General features: G+C 56.5%; 15 protein-coding genes. 9 read left to right on the forward strand and 6 right to left on the reverse strand.

Translation table 11 applies throughout. The annotated features are described in order from the left end of the window. Positions 1–91: 91 nt before the first annotated feature. Positions 92–2,278 carry a ferric-rhodotorulic acid/ferric-coprogen receptor FhuE gene (gene fhuE, locus CMQ96_RS10950; protein ID WP_064342465.1) on the reverse strand — a complete coding sequence of 729 codons (2,187 nt, stop codon included), beginning with the start codon at positions 2,276–2,278 and terminating at the stop codon, positions 92–94. A 350-nt stretch (positions 2,279–2,628) separates the two neighbouring features. Between fhuE and hinT the strand changes: the two genes are divergently transcribed. From hinT to CMQ96_RS10995, 8 genes are all read left to right on the forward strand, one after another. Further along, a complete protein-coding gene (gene hinT, locus CMQ96_RS10960; RefSeq protein ID WP_004112181.1) occupies positions 2,629–2,985 on the forward strand; it encodes a purine nucleoside phosphoramidase in 357 nt (118 codons plus the stop codon). Between the two features lie 5 nt (positions 2,986–2,990). Then, positions 2,991–3,365: a YcfL family protein gene (locus CMQ96_RS10965; protein WP_004131416.1), complete on the forward strand. Its 375-nt coding sequence runs from the start codon at positions 2,991–2,993 to the stop codon at positions 3,363–3,365. Between the two features lie 12 nt (positions 3,366–3,377). Next, positions 3,378–4,013, forward strand: a complete 636-nt coding sequence (lpoB, locus tag CMQ96_RS10970) for a penicillin-binding protein activator LpoB (protein ID WP_004131417.1) — start codon at positions 3,378–3,380, stop codon at positions 4,011–4,013. Continuing rightward, entirely contained in the window at positions 3,994–4,812 is an 819-nt protein-coding gene (thiK, locus tag CMQ96_RS10975; protein ID WP_049130240.1) for a thiamine kinase, read from the forward strand. Before lpoB ends, thiK begins: the two co-directional genes overlap by 20 nt. 31 nt (positions 4,813–4,843) lie before the next feature. Continuing rightward, positions 4,844–5,854 (forward strand): beta-N-acetylhexosaminidase, encoded by a 1,011-nt coding sequence (gene nagZ, locus CMQ96_RS10980; RefSeq protein ID WP_029669841.1) that lies wholly within the window; start codon positions 4,844–4,846, stop codon positions 5,852–5,854. A 36-nt stretch (positions 5,855–5,890) separates the two neighbouring features. Continuing rightward, a complete protein-coding gene (gene ycfP, locus CMQ96_RS10985) occupies positions 5,891–6,433 on the forward strand; it encodes an alpha/beta hydrolase YcfP (protein WP_024359540.1) in 543 nt (180 codons plus the stop codon). A 233-nt stretch (positions 6,434–6,666) separates the two neighbouring features. Then, positions 6,667–7,971 carry an NAD(P)/FAD-dependent oxidoreductase gene (locus tag CMQ96_RS10990; RefSeq protein ID WP_064411145.1) on the forward strand — a complete coding sequence of 435 codons (1,305 nt, stop codon included), beginning with the start codon at positions 6,667–6,669 and terminating at the stop codon, positions 7,969–7,971. A 225-nt stretch (positions 7,972–8,196) separates the two neighbouring features. After that, a complete protein-coding gene (locus CMQ96_RS10995; RefSeq protein WP_004131424.1) occupies positions 8,197–8,736 on the forward strand; it encodes a glycine zipper 2TM domain-containing protein in 540 nt (179 codons plus the stop codon). A 56-nt stretch (positions 8,737–8,792) separates the two neighbouring features. On the opposite strand, the gene CMQ96_RS11000 is transcribed toward CMQ96_RS10995, so the two are convergent. From CMQ96_RS11000 to CMQ96_RS28640, 3 genes are all read right to left on the reverse strand, one after another. Beyond that, positions 8,793–10,970 (reverse strand): TonB-dependent siderophore receptor, encoded by a 2,178-nt coding sequence (locus CMQ96_RS11000; RefSeq protein ID WP_049089979.1) that lies wholly within the window; start codon positions 10,968–10,970, stop codon positions 8,793–8,795. Positions 10,971–11,310: 340 nt separating this feature from the next. Continuing rightward, positions 11,311–11,946: a TetR/AcrR family transcriptional regulator gene (locus tag CMQ96_RS11005; protein WP_024359537.1), complete on the reverse strand. Its 636-nt coding sequence runs from the start codon at positions 11,944–11,946 to the stop codon at positions 11,311–11,313. Further along, positions 11,943–12,071 carry a hypothetical protein gene (locus tag CMQ96_RS28640; RefSeq protein ID WP_176518987.1) on the reverse strand — a complete coding sequence of 43 codons (129 nt, stop codon included), beginning with the start codon at positions 12,069–12,071 and terminating at the stop codon, positions 11,943–11,945. Before CMQ96_RS28640 ends, CMQ96_RS11005 begins: the two co-directional genes overlap by 4 nt. A gap of 124 nt (positions 12,072–12,195) precedes the next feature. On the opposite strand from CMQ96_RS28640, the gene bhsA reads away from it, so the two are divergent. After that, on the forward strand, positions 12,196–12,453 hold the full coding sequence (bhsA, locus tag CMQ96_RS11010; protein WP_004131427.1) for a multiple stress resistance protein BhsA: 258 nt from the start codon (positions 12,196–12,198) through the stop codon (positions 12,451–12,453). Between the two features lie 218 nt (positions 12,454–12,671). On the opposite strand, the gene CMQ96_RS11015 is transcribed toward bhsA, so the two are convergent. Both CMQ96_RS11015 and mfd read right to left on the reverse strand, forming a co-directional pair. Further along, positions 12,672–13,631: a L,D-transpeptidase family protein gene (locus CMQ96_RS11015; RefSeq protein WP_004138369.1), complete on the reverse strand. Its 960-nt coding sequence runs from the start codon at positions 13,629–13,631 to the stop codon at positions 12,672–12,674. A gap of 167 nt (positions 13,632–13,798) precedes the next feature. Beyond that, positions 13,799–17,245, reverse strand: coding sequence for a transcription-repair coupling factor (gene mfd, locus CMQ96_RS11020; RefSeq protein ID WP_098066800.1), 3,447 nt, complete (start codon positions 17,243–17,245; stop codon positions 13,799–13,801). Positions 17,246–17,520 lie beyond the last annotated feature (275 nt).

The following is a 17,520-nucleotide window of genomic DNA, read 5'->3' on the forward strand; positions in this document are numbered from 1 at the left end:
GGGAGACTAAGGCAGCCAACTGGCTGCCTTTTTTAATGGGCATCCGGCATCAAAAAGGGAGCCCGGCGGCTCCCGTGACGTTGACTGCTTATCAGAATTGATAGCTGGCCGTTATGCTGAAGTTGCGCGGTTCGCCGTAGACAATTGAACCATCGATGTTGGTGTCGTAGGTTTTGTCGAACAGGTTATTGACGTTACCCTGCACAGCAAAATTTTTAGTGACCTGGTAGCGAGTGAACATATCCACCAGCGCATAGCTGCCCTGTTCCGCACGGAAGGTGCCGTACGGCGTAGCGGTATCTTTATATACCCGGTTCTGCCAGTTTACGCCGCCACCGATGGTCAGCTCAGGCATTACCGGCAGACGGTAGCGGGTAAACAGCTTGACGCTGGTACGCGGCAGGTTAGGGTTCACCGCATTGCCTTCATTGTCTTCAGCGACAAAACGCGTCGCCCCGAAGGTCATCTGCCAGTTATCGGTGAGCGCGCCGTTGATTTCAAACTCCACCCCTTTGCTCACGGTACCGTCGACGGTTTTATAGGCGGCTTCGCCGTTGCTGCCCGGGATTTGCCCGCCGGTCGCCTGGCCAAGATTATCCTGCTCAATACGGAAGAGGGCGAGAGTCGTCGTTAAACGGCTGTCCATCCAGTCGGACTTCAGGCCCACTTCATAGTTGTTTCCGGTAATCGGGGTCAGGTATTTACCGGAACTATCGCGCTTGTTCTGCGGCTGGAACACGGAGGTATAGCTGGTGTAGGCCGACCAGTTGTCGTTGATGTCGTAAACCAGCCCGGCGTAGGGGGTGGTATGGTTTTTCTCCATGTTGTAGGTCAGCGTCTCGATACTCCAGTTGTTATAGCGGACGCCAACGATCAGATGCAGCGTGTCAAGCAGGGAAAAACGCGTCGCGGCATATACCGATTTCATTCGCGTGGTATCGTCCTGTGCCAGGCTCTGCGGGCCCCAACTGGTCTCCGGGAAACTACTGCTATTAAAGTTATTGAAGCTGCCAATCTCATCGGGGAACACGTTGGCCCAGGCGCTGAAATAGCGGTTATTTTGCTTGCTGTAGCTGGCGCCGATCATCAGGTTGTGCTGGCGACCAAACAGGTCGTAGCCGCCGTCGGCGAACAGGTCAACGGCGTCGACCTTACGCTTGCCGCTGTTCCAGCCGGTACCGCCGACGTAATCATAGCCCGGACCGTAGCTGCTATAAGGACCCACCAGCATTCCGGTCGCTTTATTGACGTACGCGTCCACGTACATCATTTTGCTGTCGAATTTGACCTCGGAATGGGTGGCATTCATCGTCGCCTGCCAGGTCTCGGCAAAGCGCTGTTTCAGCGTGACGAAGACTTTGTTGATCTCTTTATCGTTATAGGCCCAATCCGGGGCGGTGCTGCGGGCGCGGTCATAGCGGTTGCTGCTGCCATCGGTATTCCAGCGCGGCAGACCGCCCCATGTCGGGCTATTCACGTCGATACGCTGATACTCGTAGCCGGCGGATAAAGCGGTCGATGTACCGAGATCGGCATCAAGAATGCCGGAGAAGAACGTTTTTTCGCTGTTGTAGCGATCCAGCCACGAGTCATTGTTTTGATAACCCGCGATAATGCGCGCCCTTACGCTGCCATCGTCAGTCAGCGGGCTTTGCATATCCGCAACGTAGCGCTGCTTATCCCAGCTGCCATACTCCGCCGAGACCTCTCCCTTGAACTCCCGGCTAGTCGCGTGCTTGCGGATCATATTGATCGACGCAGCAGGATTGCCGGTACCGGTCAGCAGGCCGTTAGCGCCGCGCACGACCTCAACCCGTTCGAAGAGAGCCATATCGGAAAGCGCGTCGCCCAGATTCCAGCGGGATTCAAACCAGGTCGGAATGCCATCGACCATATAGTTGTCTATCTCAAAACCGCGGGAGTAGTAACTGGTGCGGTCGGAATCCGCCTGGCTGCCGCTGATCCCCATGGTATGCTCCATCACATCGCCCAGGGTTTGTAGCTGTTGATCCTGCATCCGCTGCCCGGTGATGATGCTGACCGACTGCGGAATATCGCGCTGGGCCATCTCCATTTTGGTCCCGGCTGAGGTGGTTCTGACACTGTAGTCCTGTTCTTGTGTATCCGACGCGCTATCTGAGGAACCTTCTACAATGATAGTGTCTTCGGCGGCGCCGGCTGCCTGGCTAAGGTTTGGAAACAGCGCCAGCGCTATGCCTACAGCAAGCAGGGACGGCGCGGTTCGCCCATCCCGGGAATTGGTGGAGAGAGACATCATAAACCCTTGATCATTCAATAGTTGTTATTCGCTGCGGCGCTATGGCCCCGGTCGATTGTCAGCGCACTGCTTTTATTGTGAATACAAATGAGAAATATACGCATTAATATTTAATGTGTAAACAAGGGTAAAAATAGCGGTCCGCAGGCCGCTTTCGCGAGCGCGGCACCGCATGCCGCTGAGAAACGCTTAATCCGTCAGCAGCTAAGCGCTTAGTCGCGTAAGAAAAAACGCATTCAGGTTGAAAGAGGGGGAGTAACTCGCTCATACTCTTAGGGGAATCCTGTGCATCCGCGTTTACCTGCAGAGGCAGGCCAGAGCACGGTATAAAAATTATTAAGGAATCAGTCATGGCAGAAGAAACGATTTTCAGCAAAATCATTCGCCGGGAGATCCCGTCGGATGTGGTTTATCAGGATGAGCTCGTTACCGCTTTTCGCGACATCTCTCCGCAGGCGCCAACCCATATTCTAATCGTTCCCAATATCCTGATTCCCACCGTCAACGATGTGACCGCAGAGCATGAGCTTGCCCTGGGACGCATGATGACCGTTGCGGCGAAAATCGCCCGCGACGAGGGGCTTGCCGACGATGGCTATCGCCTGATCGTCAACTGCAATCGCCACGGGGGCCAGGAGGTCTACCATATCCATATGCACCTGCTGGGCGGTCGTCCATTAGGCCCGATGCTGGCTCATAAAGGTTAACATCCATGCGCGCAGCCCATTTCGGCGCACTTCTGGCCGTGACGTTACTGGCCGGGTGCGGTTCGCATCCGGAAATTCCGGTCAGCGATCGGCAAAGTCTGGTGATGGAATCAAACGTACTGGCGGCGGGAATTAGCGCTGAAGTACCGACGGTGACCGCATCCGAGATTCAAGCGACGGCGACCACCAGATTGTTTAATGAACGCCAGGTGCCGGTGACCGTGCATTATCGCTTTTTCTGGTATGACGCCAGGGGGCTGGAAATGCATCCGCTGGATCCGGCGCGCAGTATAACGGTTCCGGCGCACTCTTCCGTTACGCTGTATGGCAGCGCCAATATTCTGGGGGCGCACAAAGCCCGACTTTATCTTTATCTGTAAGAGGTAATCGTAATGATTAAACTATGTCGCTATGCATTAGTTACCGCACTGGCGATATTCCTTGCCGGATGCGTGGGGCAACGTCAGGAACCCGCTCCCGTTGAGGAAGCGCAGCCGAAGCCGCAGCAGCCGGTTCAGCCGCAGCCGACTGTGCCGACTATTCCCGCGATCCCTACGCAGCCGGGGCCGATTGAACACGGCGAGCAGCCAGCTCAGCCCGCGCCGCGCGTACGTCACTTTGACTGGAGTTCCGCGGTGCAGCCGATGATCGGGCAGATGCTGCAGGCCAGCGGCGTGAATGCGGGGAGTATTTTGCTGGTCGACAGCGTCAATAACCGCACCAACGGCACCCTGAATGCCGGTGAGGCCACCACGGCGCTGCGCAACGCGCTGGAAGGCAACGGAAAATTCACCCTGGTCTCGCAGCAGCAGCTGGGCGTAGCCAAACAGCAGCTCGGCCTGTCGCCGCAGGATAGCCTTGGCAGCCGCAGCAAAGCGATGGGCATTGCGCGTACCGTTGGCGCACAATATGTGCTCTATTCCAACGCGACCGGCAACGTCAATTCACCTGAGCTGAAAATGCAGCTGATGCTGGTACAGACCGGCGAAATTATCTGGTCAGGTAAAGGTGCAGTTCAGCAACAATAAGCTTACGCGCGACGAGGTTCTGTCGCGCTTTTTCCCGCGCTATAGGCCTGTCGCCGCGCTGTCCCAAAACGGGCTGAGTGGCGGCAGCTGCATTCTCAGCGATGGTCGGCAAAGGCGGGTGCTGCGCCAGCCGCACGATCCGCATGCGCCAGCCTGCGATTTTCGCCGTCAGTATCATGTCCTGTCACGCCTTCCCGATTCCTTAGCGCCCGCGCCGGTTTTTTATTCTCCCGCCTGGATGGTGGTGGAATACTGCACTGGCGACGTGGTCAACGCGTTACCGGAGTGTCCGGCGCTCGCAGGGTTACTGTATCATCTGCACCGGCAGCCGCGCTTTGGCTGGCGTATCGCGCTGCGGCCGCTGCTTGAGCTGTACTGGCAACAGTGCAGCCCCGCGCGGCGTACGCCAAGGTGGCTGCGCTGGCATAAACGCCTGCTGCGTCGCGGCGAGCCTCGGCCGCTGCGCCTCGCCCCGTTACATATGGATGTCCATGCGGGCAACATCGTTCACGGCGAGGCGGGGCTGCGGCTGATTGACTGGGAATATGCGGGCGATGGCGATATCGCGCTGGAGCTGGCGGCGGTGTGGATCGATCCCGCCGCGCATCGTCGGCTAGCCGCAGAATACGCGAGACAGGCGAGCATCGATGAGCATCAGCTCTGGCGGCAAATTCAGCGCTGGCGTCCGTGGGTGCGGCTGCTGATGGCGGGCTGGTACGAGCGGCGCTGGCAGCAAACCGGCGACCGGCAGTTTATTGCGCTGGCGGATGAGATATGGCGCCAGTTAGACAAAAAGTAAAAGGATAAGAGAGGTGGGTGTGGGTCCGGTAATGTTGGATGTCGAAGGTTTTGAACTGGATGCGGAAGAGCGTGAGATTCTGGCGCATCCTTTGGTTGGCGGGCTGATCTTGTTTACCCGCAACTATCACGATCCGGCGCAGCTGCGCGAGTTGGTTCGCCAGATCCGCGAGGCTTCGCGCAACCATCTGGTGGTGGCGGTAGACCAGGAAGGCGGGCGCGTGCAGCGTTTCCGTGAGGGTTTTACCCGTCTTCCCGCAGCGCAGTCCTTCGCTGCGCTGCTCGGCATGGAGGAGGGCGGTAAGCTGGCCGCAGAGGCCGGCTGGCTGATGGCCAGCGAAATGATCGCCATGGATATTGATATCAGCTTTGCGCCGGTGCTGGACGTTGGGCATATCAGCGCCGCTATTGGCGAGCGTTCTTATCACGACGATCCTGACAAAGCCCTGGCGATAGCTCGTCATTTTATTGACGGCATGCACGCTGCGGGCATGAAAACCACCGGTAAGCACTTTCCGGGACACGGAGCGGTGACGGCCGATTCCCATAAAGAGACGCCGCGCGATCCGCGCGCGGAAGCGGAAATTCGCGCCAGAGATATGTCCATCTTCCGTACGCTGATCGGCGAGCAGCGGCTGGACGCCATTATGCCCGCCCACGTTATCTACAGCGACGTCGACCCGCGCCCGGCCAGCGGCTCCGCGTATTGGTTAAAAACGGTCCTGCGCGGCGAGCTGGGCTTCGATGGGGTCATCTTCTCTGACGATCTCTCGATGGAAGGGGCGGCGATTATGGGCAGCTACGCCGAGCGCGGCCAGGCATCGCTGGATGCGGGTTGCGATATGATCCTCGTCTGCAATAATCGTAAGGGTGCGGTCAGCGTGCTGGATAACCTGTCGCCGATCAAAGCAGAGCGTGTTACGAAATTGTATCATAAAGGTTCCTTTAGCCGTCAGGCGTTAAGGGATTCCGCCCGCTGGAAGACGATCAGCGCGCAGCTTGAGCAGCTTCACGCGCGCTGGCAAGAGGCGAAATCCGCGTAATAAACCTGAAAGGCGTTGTTGTCTGGTGAGGATGCGATGATTATCTATTTACATGGTTTTGACTCAAACAGCCCCGGTAACCATGAGAAGGTGCTTCAGCTTCAGTTTATTGACCCCGATGTTCGGTTGATTAGCTACAGCACGCGGCATCCCAAACATGATATGCAGCACTTATTAAAAGAGGTCGATAAGATGCTGCAGCTGAGCGCCGACGATCGGCCGCTGATTTGCGGCGTGGGTCTCGGCGGTTTCTGGGCGGAGCGAATTGGCTTTCTTTGCGATATCCGCCAGGCCATTTTTAATCCAAACCTGTTTCCCAATGAAAACATGGAAGGGAAGATTGATCGGCCGGAAGAGTATGCGGATATCGCTACCAAGTGCGTTAACAATTTCCGCGAAAAAAACCGCGACCGTTGCCTGGTGGTGCTGTCACGCCAGGACGAAGCGCTGAATAGCCAGCGTTCGGCGGAGCTGCTGCACCATTACTATGAGATAATCTGGGATGAAGAGCAGACCCACAAATTTAAAAACATCTCCCCGCATCTGCAGCGAATAAAGGCCTTTAAAACCCTCGGCTGATCTCCTCCCGGCCCGCGATGTGCCAACATCGCGGGCTTTTTTTATCGATTTTGCGATTTCACGCTCAAAAAATATGCAGTAAAACTTGATGCATATCAATTTTGGTATGACCAATGCACCGTTCATGTTATTCTCGATCCCGCTGAATGGTTTCACTGCCGTAACCTGTTGTTAACTAAAGGTTATATGTATAACTTTTAATTAACAATTGGTTAATAATTTTAGGGGGTCGCGTGACTACACCATTGAAAAAAATAGTGATTGTGGGTGGTGGTGCCGGTGGGCTGGAGCTGGCTACCCAGTTGGGGAAAAAGCTGGGCCGTAATAAAAAGGCCAAAATTACGCTGGTCGATCGTAACCACAGCCACCTGTGGAAACCGCTGCTGCATGAAGTGGCGACCGGTTCACTTGATGAAGGTGTAGACGCGCTGAGCTACCTTGCTCACGCCCGTAACCACGACTTCCAGTTCCAGCTGGGGTCGGTGGTGGATATTAACCGCGAAACCAAAACGATCACCCTTGCCGAGCTGCATAACGAGAAGGGCGAGCTGCTGGTGCCCGAGCGTAAGCTGCCTTACGACACGCTGGTGATGGCGCTGGGAAGTACCTCGAACGACTTCAACACGCCAGGCGTGAAAGAGAACTGCATTTTCCTCGACAATCCGCATCAGGCGCGTCGTTTCCACCAGGAAATGCTGGACCTGTTCCTCAAGTATTCGGCGAATCTCGGGGCGAACGGCAAGGTGAATATCGCTATCGTTGGCGGTGGCGCGACCGGTGTCGAGCTGTCGGCCGAACTGCATAACGCGGTGAAGCAGCTGCACAGCTACGGCTATAAAGGGCTGACCAATGAAGCCCTGAACGTCACGCTGGTTGAAGCCGGCGAGCGCATTCTGCCCGCGCTGCCGCCGCGCATTTCCGGCGCCGCGCACAGCGAGCTGACCAAGCTTGGCGTTCGCGTACTGACCAAAACCATGGTCACCAGCGCCGATGCTAACGGCCTGCATACGAAAGAAGGCGAATTTATCCACGCTGACCTGATGGTCTGGGCGGCGGGGATTAAAGCGCCGGACTTTATGAAAGAGATTGGCGGTCTGGAAACCAACCGTATCAACCAGCTGGTAGTTGAGCCGACCCTGCAAACGACTCGCGACACGGATATCTACGCTATCGGCGACTGCGCGTCCTGCGCCCGCCCGGAAGGCGGTTTTGTCCCGCCGCGCGCTCAGGCCGCGCACCAGATGGCGACCTGCGCTCTGTACAATATTGTGGCGCAGATGAAAGGTAAACCGCTGAAAGCTTATACCTATAAAGATCACGGCTCGCTGGTGTCGCTCTCTAACTATTCCACCGTTGGCAGTCTGATGGGCAACCTGATGCGCGGTTCAATGATGATCGAAGGGCGTATTGCGCGTTTCGTCTATATCTCTCTGTATCGCATGCACCAGATTGCGCTGCACGGTTACTTTAAAACCGGCCTGATGATGCTGGTTGGACGTATCAACCGCATTATTCGTCCGCGCCTGAAGCTGCATTAATGTCTATGGGCGGTAAAGCCAGAAGGTTTTGACCGCCCGTTTTCCTGTCGAATGATGAGAACAATCGACAGAATATCCTCCTGTCCTTCCCGGAAAACCCTCTCGGATTCCTCCGAATCCCATTGATTTGCCGTACGTTCACGCACTTTTCATCCGCTTTCTTATTTGCAAGCCTGATGGCTGGGTTGCAAAATTACAGGCAATAGCAACGAAGGAGGAAGTCCCGTGAATAAATCAATGTTGGCGGGTATAGGAATTGGCGTGGCTGCCGCGCTGGGCGTCGCAGCCGTTGCCGGTCTTAACGTGTTAGACCGCGGCCCGCAGTATGCCCAGGTAGTGTCCAGTACGCCGATAAAAGAGAGCGTCAAAACCCCGCGTCAGGAGTGTCGTAACGTCACCGTAACCCATCGTCGACCGGTGCAGGATGAAAACCGCATCGCCGGTTCCGTCTTAGGCGCGGTGGCCGGTGGGGTTATTGGTCATCAGTTCGGCGGCGGACGCGGCCGCGACGTTGCCACCGTCGTGGGCGCGCTGGGCGGCGGCTATGCCGGTAACCAGATTCAGGGCTCTATGCAGGAAGGGGATACCTACACCACGACGCAGCAGCGCTGTAAAACGGTGTACGACAAATCAGAGAAAATGCTCGGCTATGACGTCACTTACAAAATCGGCGATCAGCAGGGCAAAATCCGTATGGATCGCGACCCCGGTACGCAAATCCCGCTGGACAGCAATGGCCAGCTGATTCTGACTAACAAAGCGTAAAAAAGATGTATATCTTTATTAGCCCCTCAGGCTCTCTGGCCGAGGGGCTTTTTTTATCAGAAGCTCAGAGCGTAGTTCAGGCCGAAGGTACGGCCGCGACCTTTGTACTCGTATAGAGAACTGCTGCCGTAGGTCGGGCTGTAAAGCAGCGGCGCGCGCTGGCCCCATACGGTGACGTAATCTTCATTGAGCAGGTTCTCGATGCTGAAGGTCAGCTTGCCGACAGGGAGCGCGTAGCTGCCGATAAAGTCGACGGTATTGTAGCCATCGAGCTTATTGCCGCTGGCATCGCTTATATCAAACACCTGCTGGCTCTGCACCCGCAGCGACCACGGTTCCGGCGCCCAGCCAACCCAGGCGGTGGCCTTTGACGGCGAGGCGAGAGTGACGTCCCACTTCTGCCAGCTGCCATCGCTCTTCACCTGTGATTTCAAAACGTTAAAGTTAGCCCCGGCGCTCCAGTCGCTGTTCGGGAAGTAGTAATCCACCGCGCCCTCTACGCCATAAATACGGCGCTTATCGGACTGCACATCGATGGTCATATCGGTACGGTTAACGACGATGGTTTTATCGGAGGTCGAGTAGTAAGCCGCCAGCTGGGTACGCAAATTATCGCCGGTGTAGCGCCAGCCCAGTTCGTAGGAGTTAACTTTAATCCCCTGCAGCGGCGAATCGCCAACGTTGACGCTTGAGAGCAGCGGAAGATGGCCATTGACCGCCGCGCCGTATTTACCGATGCCGTAGTATTTGCCCGGATCCGGCAGCTCAACGCCCTGGGAGAAGTTAAACCAGGTCTGCTGACGGTCGGTGAGATGCGCCACAATCCCGGCATTAAACAGGAAGTTATCGTAATCGGTTTTTCCGCCCGGAATGGCATCCGCCGAGCTAACCTTGCCGCTGGCGACATCCTGCTGCTGGGCATAGCCGACAAAATCATCGACCCGGTTTTCCGTCCACTGATAACGCACGCCGCCGCTGATAGTGAAGATATCGTTCAGGTCATAGCTGGACTGCAGGAACGGCGCCAGGTTGGTGATGCTGTAGCCCGGGTAACGGCCGGTGGTGAAGATGGCCTGATTGTTCAGGCCGCCGGAAGACATCGACTGGCCCAAATCGAAGAACATCTGATTGGCGTTGAAGGTTTCATGGTCGGCGTCGACTCCCCAGGTCAGGTCCCAGCCGTCCAGCGGCTGGCTATTCAGGGTGATTTTCGCGCCGTACTGATCGGTATCCTGCTTTGAAGACGAGAAGCTGCTGACCTGGCCTTTGCTGAGCGTCGGGAAAGGATAAAAGGTCAGGGATTCATCGCGATAATAGACCTGACTGACCAGGTTCTGCCCGAGGAAATCGGCATCGGAGTACTGCAGGCTAATCAGGTGGCGTTCGGTGCCGGGGACGCGGTCGGAATTCAGACCGTCGGTAGTAAAAGCTTTGCCGTCGCCGGTCACCGCCGACATATTTTTCCCCAGGTACAGGCCGTAATCGTCGCCCTGGCTTTTATAGTACTGCGTCACCAGCTGCAGCTGGCGGTTCTCGTCAATCTCAATGGTTCCCGTTCCCATCACATCCAGACGATCGGAATGCTGAAGCCCGGTTTGGGTATTATCCAGGAGCAGCGCATCGTGGTTACCGTCATACCAGCCGCCAAAACGCTGATAAGCGACCGATAAACGACCGGATGCGTGGTCTGTGCCGCCGCTTACCGCGGCCGCCACGCGTTCATCATGGTCGTTGCTGTTGGCAAAACCGGATTTACCCCCCAGCTCCAGATCGACCTGGCGCTCCTGTTGGCCCTTTTTGGTGACGATATTAATCAGGCCGCCGGTACTGCCGCCGCCGTACAGGGATGTTGCGCCGGAGATCACCTCGATGTGTTCAATGTTAAACGGATCGATAGAGTCTAACTGGCGGCTGTCGGTACGGGAGGAGTTAAGGCGAACGCCGTCGATCAGGACGACGATCGCGCGGCCGCGCATATTCATGCCGTAGTTGGTGCGTCCCTGGCTGCTGACGTCGATGCCGGGGATCAGCTGCGCCAGCACGTCTTTGAATTCTTTACCGCCCTGAACCTGCTGTTCAATTTCCTGGCCTTCAATAACCCAGGTGGTCTGGGCCATTTCTGCGACGGTACGGTGCGTTCGGTTAGCGCTGACGATCATGTTGTCATCAGCCGCCCAGGCGGGCAGGGCGGTTGCCAGCAGCAGTGGGTTTAGTACCCAGAGACGCTTGTTCATGCTCATTCCTTTTATGAGTTTATACCCGTCATTCTCCAAGTCGCAGGCGCGTTACTCGCCCCTACGGGGCCAGCGCTAGCGCAGTTCAAGGCACACGTGCCTTGTCCTGCAACTCGAATTATTAAGGGCTTACGATATCGTTGTTTTAGTTTTCCGATACGGGCGTACCGGTTGTTACACGGTGAAATAAACAGAAATGTTTAAAGCTGAATTTTGCCCGTATTGATTATTGTTATCAATATCATTCTCGTGAAATGCACAAAATAAATCACTGAAAACATGACGTTATGTAGGGATTAAGGGGGAGGGAACCGGTGGGAGCCCACCGGTGAGCGAGGCCTTAGCGCTGAAGAACCTGGGGCCACAGGCGCAGCGTGGTCTCGGCGATTTGCATGATTTTAGTGAAATCGGCGCCTTCGCGTGCGCCGATCGACATGCCTTGTAATATGCAGTTAAGGAACTGGGCCAACTGACGCACATCGCCCTCTGCCGGGAGTTCGCCGCGCAGCTGACGCTGCTGCAGAAACTGCGTAAGGGTCTGTTCCTGCATCGCGTGCCGCGACTTAACGGTATTGGCGATGTCGGTTGACGCCGCCGCCAGCGCCGCGGAGGTATTGATCATAAAACAGCCTGCCGGCGTCTCTTTACTGGTGAAGCAGGTCGCGACGGCGGTGAAATAATCGCGTAACGCCCGATCGACGCTTTTTTCCTCATCAAAAAGAAGCGCTTCGTGTTTGGCGGCAAAGCGGGAGATATAGCGATCCAGCACCGCGCGAAACAACCCCTCTTTATTCACAAACTCTGCGTAGAGCGTAGGCGCTTTGGCGCCCGTTGCTTCCACTAAATCGGCGAGAGAGGTGGCTTCATAGCCGTGCTGCCAGAAGAGTGTCATGGCCTTATCCAGCGCCGCTTCCCTGTCGAACACTTTAGGTCGGCCACGGCTTTTTTTCGTGCAACTTTGAACGTCAGTTGTCATGGTGCCGCTGTACCTATGTTGGTTTGTTGAAAGGCCATTATAAAAATAAACCTTACGTGCTGCCAGCGATGTCGGTCTAAAAATAAATAATTCATATATGTATGAATTTTATGCTTTTTATAAATAGTTAAACGGTCGTTATAAAAATCGTTTGACGTGTGATGTGGATCACATTATTATTTCCCTATCGATCGTTAATTAAATGCGTTCGCCCCTACAATAACATTCATCTGCACAGGTATAACAATCATGAAAAACGTTAAAACGCTTGCCATCGCCGCGGTTCTTAGCTCACTCTCATTCGCCAGCTTTGCCGCTGTCGAAGTCCAGTCAACGCCGGCGGGTCAGCATAAAATCGGTACCGTTTCCGCCTCAGCCGGGACCAACCTCGGTTCGCTGGAAGATCAGCTGGCGCAAAAGGCGGAAGAGATGGGCGCAACCTCTTACCGTATTACGTCAGTCACAGGTCCTAACACCCTTCACGGGACTGCGGTTATTTACAAATAATTGTCACGCTACTCCTGTTATGCCACTGACCACGCGCGGATCTGACCCCCTTCAGCAGTCCGCGTGAAGTAAGAAAGCGTTGTCTCTGACGCGAAGCGGCGCCCACCCCTTATCTGGCGCCGCAACCCGCAAAAAAGCAGTACCCTGTTTGATTATTGCCATAAAAAAACCGCCCCAGTGAACTGTAGGCGGTTTTTTTTCGTCAACGATTCAGGAAACTATAGCGACTGCTCCGTGACGCGATGGTGGCGGGTGACATCAATTGGCATACCCGAACGCAGCGTCATTGCGCGTTCCATTACCTCGGTATCGGTCAGCTGCGCCTGTTTGAACGCTTGCATGATGTCATTGAGGACGATCGGTAGCGTCTGCGGATCGTCATCGATATGCTTCGACAGCGGCTGATGCACCTCCACCAGGCGGGCGCCGTTCGGCTCAACGGAAACCTTGATTGGCGTATTGATAATCGTCACCTTCGTTCCCGGGGTTATTTCGTTGTACAACGCTTTGATGTCGTCATCGCGCAGGCGAATACAGCCGGAGCTGACGCGCATGCCGATGCCGAAATCGGCATTAGTACCGTGCAGCAGATACACGCCGCCGTACGCCGCCAGGCGAATGGCGTGGTGCCCCATCGGGTTATCCGGGCCGGCGGGCATCACGGCGGGCAGATCGATGCCCATGGCTTTATAGCGGGCGCGAATATTGGCCGTTGGCGTCCAGGTCGGGTTGGCGCGTTTGTCGGAGACGGTGGTGACCATTGTCGGCGTGATGGTATCACCGCCGAGCTGACCGATGCCGATAGGATACACGGTCACTTCACTTCTTCCTGGCGGATAGTAATAGAGGCGAAGTTCGGCGAGGTTAAGGACTAACCCTTCTCGCGGCGCGTCAGGCAGCAGAGTTTGCAGCGGAATCGTCAGCACGCTACCGGCTCGCGGAACATAAGGGTCCACGCCGGGGTTCGCCTGGAGCAGGGCCAGAAAACCGACGTTATACTTTTTAGCGATCGCTTCGAGCGAGCCGCCGTTATTCTCGACCACGTGGAACTGGTTTTGCCCGACCAGACGGCTGCCCGGCGGCGGCAGGGGCCAGGTATTGGCGCGAGCGGGCAGCGCCAGCGCGGTGGCGATAGCTATCATCCCCAGCCAGAGAGAAATTCGCGAAAAGCTTTTCATCACTCTAATTTCCATAATAAGTAAGTGGTTATTTTTATACGAAAAGTCCCTGAGATTATGGTGAAACGAGTGTCTGGAAGTTCAGAGGGATTGCAAAATGTTTGTAAATTTTGCCGCACAGGCGGGGAGGGGCGGGATACGGCGCGCGGACCGTATCCCGAATGCTATCAGGCGGTAGCGTTCTCTTCCAGCTGGCGCATAAACTGGCGCACCCACTCCATCCGCGTTTTACGCTCGGCGAGATCCTGCATAAACTTCAGACGCGTCGGGCCGTCCAGGCGATAGTGCTGGGGCTGCTTCTGCAACAGACCAATCAGCCACACCGGGTTAACGTTATTCTTCTCGTTAAACTCAATGGTGCCGCCTTTTTCGTTGCTCTCCAGCTTACGGATCCCTAGCTTCTGCGCCTGCTGGCGCAGTCGGGCGATGTCGAGCAGGTTTCTTGCCGGATCCGGCAGCAGGCCAAAGCGATCGATAAGCTCGACTTTGATCTCCTCCAGCTCAATCTCGTTCTTCGCGCTGGCAACGCGTTTGTAGAACGACAGGCGCGTATTGACGTCGGGGATGAAGTCGTCCGGCAGCAGCGACGGCATCCGTAGCTCAACTTCGGTCTGCTGGCTGGTGAGATCCTCCAGCGAGGGCTCGCGTCCGGCTTTTAGCGCGTCAACGGCATTTTCCAGCAGCTCCATGTAGAGAGAGAAGCCGATGGTTTCCATGGAGCCGCTCTGATCTTCGCCCAGCAGTTCACCCGCGCCGCGAATTTCGAGGTCGTGGGTGGCCAGCGCGAATCCGGCGCCGAGATCTTCCAGCGACGCGATAGCCTCAAGGCGTTTTTGCGCATCGGTGGTCATCGCTTTTGGATGCGGCGTCAACAGCCATGCGTAGGCCTGATGATGCGAACGCCCGACGCGGCCGCGCAGCTGGTGCAGCTGAGCCAGCCCGAAGTGATCGGCGCGCTCGATAATAATGGTGTTCGCCGTCGGAATGTCGATCCCGGTCTCGATAATGGTGGTACATACCAGCACGTTAAAACGCTGGTGGTGGAAATCGTTCATCACCCGTTCGAGTTCGCGTTCGCGCATCTGCCCGTGGCCAATGGCGATACGCGCTTCCGGCACCAGCTCCGCGAGTCTTTCCGCCGCTTTTTGAATATTCTCGACGTCATTATAGAGATAGTAGACCTGGCCGCCGCGCAGCACCTCACGCAGGATCGCCTCACGTACCACCAGCGCGTCATATTCGCGAACGAAGGTTTTGACCGCCAGACGCCGTGCGGGGGGCGTGGCGATGATCGAGAGGTCGCGCATACCGCTCATTGCCATATTCAGCGTTCGCGGAATCGGCGTCGCGGTCAGGGTCAGGATATCGACGTCGGCGCGCATTGCCTTAATGCGCTCTTTGTGGCGTACGCCAAAGCGGTGCTCTTCATCGACAATCAGCAGGCCGAGATCGCGCAGCTTAACGTCCGGCTGCAGCAGCTTATGGGTGCCGATAAGAATATCGATTTTCCCCTCCGCGACCTGCTCAAGGATCTGCGCCTGCTCTTTAGCGCTCCGAAAGCGCGAGAGCATCTCAATGCGCACCGGCCAGTTGGCGAAGCGATCGCGGAAGTTATCGAAGTGCTGCTGGGCGAGGAGGGTGGTAGGCACCAGCACCGCCACCTGCTTATGGTTTTCCACCGCCAGAAACGCGGCGCGCATCGCCACTTCCGTCTTGCCGAAGCCAACGTCGCCGCACACCAGGCGGTCCATCGCCAGCGGCTGGCACATATCGCTCAGTACGGCGTTGATGGCCTGCGCCTGATCGGGCGTGGTTTCGAACGGGAAGCCGTCGCAGAACAGCTGATACTGCTCTTTATCATGTTTAAATGCGTAGCCCGCTTTTGCCGCGCGCTGGGCGTAGATATCCAGCAGCTCGGCGGCCACGTCGCGCACCTTTTCGGCGGCTTTTTGCCGCGCTCGCGCCCACGCATCGCCGCCCAGCTTGTGCAGCGGCGCATTCTCTTCCGCGCCGCCGGCGTAGCGGCTAATCAGATGCAGCGACGATACCGGCACGTACAGTTTGGCGTCGTTCGCGTAGGTCAGCATCAGGTATTCGCCGTTAATCCCGCCCGCCTCAAGCGTGGTCATGCCGGCGTAGCGCCCAACCCCATGCTCAAGATGCACCACCGGTTGGCCGATATGCAGCTCCGCCAGGTTACGGATTAAGGTGTCCGGATTGATGGTGCGGCGTGAATCCTGACGACGGCGGGCGACGCGCTCGCCCAGCAGATCGCTTTCGCAAATCAGCGCCAGATTCCGCTGGCTATCGATAAAGCCATGCTCTGCCGCGCCAATCATCAGATAGCGGCCGTTAGCCGTCGCCTCTTCAAGACGCAGGATATGCTTTGGCGCGATTTTAATGCGCGCCAGCATTTCGCCGAGCGCCTCGCGACGCCCCTCGCTCTCGACCGAGAAAATCACCGGCCCGCTGAAGGACTCGAGGAAGCGACGCAGATTATCCAGCGGCGCTTTGTTCTGCGCCTGGATCGCCAGCTCGGGTAGTTTCTGGTAGCCGAGGTTGGTATTGGCGGCTTTTTCCGCCAGACGCTCGGTTTTGAGCTGTACGCGCGGCCATTTTTTCAGCTCGCTAAACAGTTCATCACTGCGTAGCCACAGCTGCTCCGGCGGCAAAAGCGGGCGCATCGGATCGACGCCGCGGTTTTCAAAGCGGGCGCGCGTTTCGTTCTGGAAACGTTCGGCGCTGGCTTCCAGATCGCCGGTGTTAACGATCAGCGTTTTCGCCGGGAAATAGCTGAACAGCGGCGGCAGCGGCTCGTTAAAGAACAGCGGCTGCCAGTATTCGATCCCCGCAGGCAGCGTGCCTTTACTGACCTGCTGATAAATATGCTCGGCGTCGCGTTTGACCTCAAAGCGGTCGCGCCACTGGCTGCGGAACAGCTCGATGGCGGCCTGATCCGTCGGGAATTCGTGCGCCGGAAGCAGGTTGATGCTGGCGACTTCCTCCAGCGTACGCTGGCTGTCGACGTCGAACAGACGCAGGCTATCTATCTCATCATCAAAAAAATCGAGACGATAGGGCTGCTCGCTGCCCATAGGGAACAGGTCAAGCAATGCGCCGCGGGTGGCGTACTCGCCGTGCTCCATCACCTGGTCGACGTGACGATAGCCGGCGCTATCCAGCTGGGCGCGCAGCGCATCCCGCGACAGCCGCTGGCCTTTTTTCATCACCAGCGCGTGGCCGTGGAGGAAATTATGCGGACAGACGCGCTGCATCAGGGTGCTGACCGGAATGATTAATACGCCGCGTTCCATCGTCGGGAGCTGGTATAAGGTAGCGAGACGCGAAGAGATAATGTCCTGGTGCGGGGAGAAGCTATCGTAGGGGAGCGTTTCCCAGTCCGCGAGGCCCGCCACCATGCTATCGGTAAACTGCCTGATTTCATCGTTCAGACGCAGGGCGTTTTGCATATCGGGGGCAATCAGTACCACCGGGCCGCCGTGGCGCTCGGCCATTTCCGCCACCAGAGTGGCGCAGGCCGCGCCGGTAAGTTCGCCAAGCTGGCGCTGATCGCCGGCTTTAACCGGCAGAGAGTATCGGTATTGTTCAGGCATAGACGGTATCATGATCTCTTGGGTATTCGCTCTGCCGATATGGAGGGCAACTCGCTGATATTCAATAGTGAGATTATCCGCGATTGACCCGGATTCGCCAACCCGTATCGCAAAGGTCATGTTTTGGCCAGAAATGTAACGAACTCCGATAAGCGTAAAGTTAAATAACGACTTGCTTGTCTATCTTGTTGTTTATATTGAATTTTTGTTATTATTGCCAATAAAATCTACAGGTATCAGTCATTTACGCTGCTCATAATCGCTTATATACTCGG

The sequence above is a fragment of the Klebsiella sp. MBT K-1 genome (genome assembly GCF_002556465.1).
Classification (GTDB): Bacteria; Pseudomonadota; Gammaproteobacteria; order Enterobacterales; family Enterobacteriaceae; genus Klebsiella; species Klebsiella grimontii.

Bases quoted from the DNA above. Each gene is read 5' to 3' on its own strand.
- CMQ96_RS11015 (WP_004138369.1), bottom strand. From the start codon at position 13,631: ATGAAAAGCTTTTCGCGAATTTCTCTCTGGCTGGGGATGATAGCTATC.
- ycfP (WP_024359540.1), top strand. From the start codon at position 5,891: ATGATTATCTATTTACATGGTTTTGACTCAAACAGCCCCGGTAACCAT.
- CMQ96_RS11005 (WP_024359537.1), bottom strand. From the start codon at position 11,946: ATGACAACTGACGTTCAAAGTTGCACGAAAAAAAGCCGTGGCCGACCT.
- hinT (WP_004112181.1), top strand. From the start codon at position 2,629: ATGGCAGAAGAAACGATTTTCAGCAAAATCATTCGCCGGGAGATCCCG.
- CMQ96_RS11000 (WP_049089979.1), bottom strand. From the start codon at position 10,970: ATGAACAAGCGTCTCTGGGTACTAAACCCACTGCTGCTGGCAACCGCC.
- mfd (WP_098066800.1), bottom strand. From the start codon at position 17,245: ATGCCTGAACAATACCGATACTCTCTGCCGGTTAAAGCCGGCGATCAG.
- bhsA (WP_004131427.1), top strand. From the start codon at position 12,196: ATGAAAAACGTTAAAACGCTTGCCATCGCCGCGGTTCTTAGCTCACTC.
- nagZ (WP_029669841.1), top strand. From the start codon at position 4,844: ATGTTGGATGTCGAAGGTTTTGAACTGGATGCGGAAGAGCGTGAGATT.
- lpoB (WP_004131417.1), top strand. From the start codon at position 3,378: ATGATTAAACTATGTCGCTATGCATTAGTTACCGCACTGGCGATATTC.
- fhuE (WP_064342465.1), bottom strand. From the start codon at position 2,278: ATGATGTCTCTCTCCACCAATTCCCGGGATGGGCGAACCGCGCCGTCC.
- CMQ96_RS10965 (WP_004131416.1), top strand. From the start codon at position 2,991: ATGCGCGCAGCCCATTTCGGCGCACTTCTGGCCGTGACGTTACTGGCC.